General features: G+C 47.0%; 2 protein-coding genes and 1 tRNA gene. All 3 read left to right on the top strand.

All coding sequences use genetic code 11. The annotated features are described in order from the left end of the window. Positions 1-807 (top strand): reverse transcriptase domain-containing protein (locus BFC18_RS08490; protein ID WP_245680317.1); only part of this gene is annotated, 807 nt, incomplete at its 5' end. A gap of 309 nt (positions 808-1,116) precedes the next feature. Beyond that, positions 1,117-1,208, top strand: a tRNA-Ser gene (locus BFC18_RS08485). 242 nt (positions 1,209-1,450) lie between these two features. Then, positions 1,451-3,550 (top strand): 5-histidylcysteine sulfoxide synthase, encoded by a 2,100-nt coding sequence (gene ovoA, locus BFC18_RS08480; protein WP_070125138.1) that lies wholly within the window; start codon positions 1,451-1,453, stop codon positions 3,548-3,550. Positions 3,551-4,083: the final 533 nt, after the last annotated feature.

Genomic DNA, 4,083 nt, shown 5'->3' with positions numbered 1-4,083 from the left:
ATCATAGAAAGCATTAAACGGCGGGTGCGTGATGGTAGCGTGCTGCGCTTAATCAGCCAGTTCTTAACAAGTGGGGTGATGGTTGAAGGCCATTGGCAGCAGACAGACACAGGGAGTCCGCAAGGTGGGGTAATCAGCCCCTTGATAGCGAACATCTATCTGGATGCGTTTGATAAGGAGATGATGCAACGTGGCCACCGCATAGTGCGCTACGCTGATGATATTCTTATCTTGTGTCGCAGTCGTTCAGCGGCAGAGAATGCGCAACGACAAGCGACCCAAATCCTTGAAGGTAAACTGAAGCTGACCGTGAACACAGAGAAAACCCACATCACACACAGTGATGCGGGTGTCAGGTTCCTTGGTGTGGAAATCGGGACGAAATATACCCGAATCCAAGCGAAGAAACTGGCATTGTTCAAAATGAAGCTAAAGGAGATGACAAAACGCAACGGGGGAAAACCGTTGTCACATGTCATCAACAGACTGAATCCACTGCTAAGAGGGTTCAGCCAGTACTTCAGGATTGCCAATGCCAGCAGGGCATTCAAGCAAATCGCGAGTTGGCTGAGACGCAGACTGCGCAGTGTTCAACTGAAGTTATGGAAAAAGGCGAGCCGCCTGCATCGCTGGCTACGACAGCGGGGCTACAAAGGCAAGTTCGCGTCCATGAGCATGACGAGTTGGCGCAGCGCAAGAAGCCCACTGGCAAGCTACGCGATGCCAAACAGCTGGTTTAACGAACTTGGACTGGTGAATCTGGAAGACGTTAGAACGGGAAATGTGCCCAGCAATTACGCTGGATAAACTGTACAGGAGCCGTATACGAGGCCCGTACGTACGGTTCTGTGAGAGGGATGAGGCGGTGATGCCTCACCCTACTCGATGTGCAGATCGATCGCTTCCAAATAGGCATAGCGTGTTGTTTGTCATCGCTTCTTTAAAATTAAGTTTAGTGGTGAAAATAGACGCCAGCAAACCGGTGGCATATTGTTCGCTTTATCAGCCAATATGGCAAAATTTGCACACATTGTTTATTGATTGCGCATTCGATTGATTTTGTGAGAAAAAAGACTTTTCACAGCGAAAAAAATCGTTATTATACGCAGCACTTACGGAGAGATGGCAGAGTCCGGCTGAATGCACCTGACTTGAAATCAGGCGAAGGGTCAAACCTTCCGGGGGTTCGAATCCCTCTCTCTCCGCCACATTCAAAAAAACACCGTCTATCAGGCGGTGTTTTTGTTTGTGCCGTTCGCAGGTAACATTACATTTCCTTCATTGATCTGACTTAATCTGTTCACGTAAAAAATTGATTATATTTCGTTATGAAAGATAATTTAGTCGGGGCAGGTCATATTTCCTAACACAACCAGATAGTTCATCAGTTATCTGCCATCCGCATTTTTCTCCTCAATTGAGCATTTTAATAAATAAAAAAAGGGTTGCTATGGACGTCCTGCACACACCACATCTGCAAGAAGGCACCGTAGATGAAAAAAGAAAAGAGATCTTGGCGTATTTTCATCAGTCTTTTGATCGTTACGAAAGCCTATTTTCTGTATTAAAAAATGACGAAGCGTTTTATCAACGTCCTGAAACGTTACGTCATCCACTTATTTTTTATTTTGGTCATACGGCAACGTTCTTTATTAACAAGTTAGTGTTAGCAAAGTTAATAAACGACCGCATTAATCCGCATTTTGAATCGCTGTTCGCCATTGGCGTTGATGAAATGAGTTGGGACGACCTCAACGACGACAATTATGCGTGGCCAGCGGTTTCTGAAGTCAGAGCGTATCGTGACCAGGTTCGCCGATTAGTTAGCGATTTGATTGCCACTGTTGACTTCCGTTTACCCATTGACTGGGAAAGCCCTATGTGGCCAATTATCATGGGCATTGAGCATGAAGGCATTCATCTGGAAACGTCTTCTGTGTTAATTCGCCAGCTACCGCTCGCGTTTATCCAACAACAGCCGGACTGGTCTCCTTGTGCAGAAAGCAGCGATGCACCTGCAAATACGCTATTACCCGTTGAGGGCGGCGAGATAACTGCAGGTAAACCTTTCAGCGCAGCCTATTACGGCTGGGACAATGAATATGGTGAGCATCATGCTGAAGTAAAACCCTTCTCAGCGTCGCAGTTTCTTGTAAGTAATGGCGAATTTCTTCACTTTGTCACCGATGGTGGTTATGCCTCGCCAAAATATTGGGAAGAAGAGGGCAAGCAGTGGTTAGCTTACACCAAGGCCGCCCATCCGGTATTTTGGCGAAAAGAAGGCAATAGCTATGTTTATCGCGCAATGACCCAGGAGATGCCGCTTCCTATGGACTGGCCTGTTGATGTGAACTATCACGAAGCAAAGGCCTTTTGTAATTGGCTTGGCAGTCAAACTGGGAAGAATATTCAATTACCCACTGAAGATGAATGGTGTCGCTTGCGTGATGAGGCTGGTGTGGATGAAACCCTGTATACCGATAGCTGGAATATTGGTCTGAATGGCCCCGCGTCGTCGGTACCCGTTAATCGCTTTCATCGAAATGGCTTTTATGACGTTGTAGGTAATGTATGGCAATGGACCGAAACCCCGATTTATCCCTTCGATGGTTTTCAGGTACACCCCTTGTACGATGATTTCACCACGCCAACCTTCGATAACAAACATAATCTGTTTAAAGGGGGCTCATGGGTGTCGACTGGCAACGAAGCCATGAAACACAGTCGATATGCATTTCGCCGTCATTTTTTTCAACATGCAGGCTTCCGTTATGTCGAGTCTGACGAGGTAATTAAAGTGAACGATCTCGATTACGAGAGTGATACACAGGTTTCTCAGTACAGCGAGTTCCACTACGGAGCGATCTACCACGGCGTACCAAACTTTGCGTCTGCTTCCGTGGCTTACGCAATGCAGTTCATGAAAGATAAGCACACTGCAAAAGCATTGGATTTAGGCTGCGCTGTTGGTCGGGCAAGCTTTGAACTGGCAAGATACTTCGATGCGGTTGACGGCATCGATTTTTCCGCGCGTTTTATCAAAACGGCGCATGCCATGCAGCAACACGGAGAAGTACGATATAACCTGATTGACGAAGGTGATCTCACGACATTTAAAGTGGTGCGCCTGGCAGATTTAGGACTGAATGAAACGGCAGACAAGTGCCAATTTGCTCAGGGGGATGCATGCAACCTTAAACCCCAATTCACCGGCTACGACTTTATTTTGATGAGTAACCTGATCGACCGGGTTTATGAGCCGAAAAAACTGCTTAATGAAATAAGAGAGCGATTAAATGTTGGTGGCATACTGGTGGTGGCATCACCGTTTACCTGGTTGGAAGAATATACCGCCAGAGAAAACTGGTTGGGTGGATACAAAGATGAAAACGGTGAAACCCTTACCTCTACCGCCGCTCTTGAACAGGCACTTGGTGACCATTTTACCCGTGTTGCAGCGCCACAGGAGCTGCCTTTTGTCATTCGTGAAACGAAACGTAAGTTTCAGCATTCATTATCAGAATTTAACGTATTTGAACGCGTGAAATAATTTATTTCCTTCATATTTGTACGTTTAGCTTTAATGCAATGTGAAAGCAAGCCGGGCCACCGGCTTGCTGTTTTGTTTGCCCAGCGAAGCTGGCAAACCCGTCAGGTTGAAAGAAGCCTGAATCACCCTGACTGAGGGGAAGATAATCCGAATGGCAAGGGCGTTGCTGGCTAACGGCAGGGTCTGAAGGAAGCCATAGGAAGTTAGAAGTACACAACGAAAGTGAACCTGATTCGGCAATGCAGGAGGGTAAGCGTGCAAAATAGCGTGAAGCCCGATACTCGGTCAGTCCTGTATTGTGCTTGAGGGTGGGATTTCTAACAGGGAGCCAGTGCAGTAACTGGGGAAGCCTGACACCGTCTCTGGTGATAAACCAGAAGCATCTGTACGAGAGGAAACTCAAGGCAGGTGTTGGTGCGAGGTGGCAGATGATGCCGTAGTAGTGAGTAAGGTCCGGCCTGAGAAAGCCAGTAATGGTGTGGAGGATAAAACCGGACTGACCATCTGCATTAAGTCAGATGGGGTCTTTACAG

The organism is Alteromonas confluentis, assembly GCF_001757105.1.
Taxonomy (GTDB): domain Bacteria; phylum Pseudomonadota; class Gammaproteobacteria; order Enterobacterales; family Alteromonadaceae; genus Alteromonas; species Alteromonas confluentis.
Note: the sequence above shows the minus strand (reverse complement) of the source record. Positions and strands in the feature narration are given on the sequence as shown.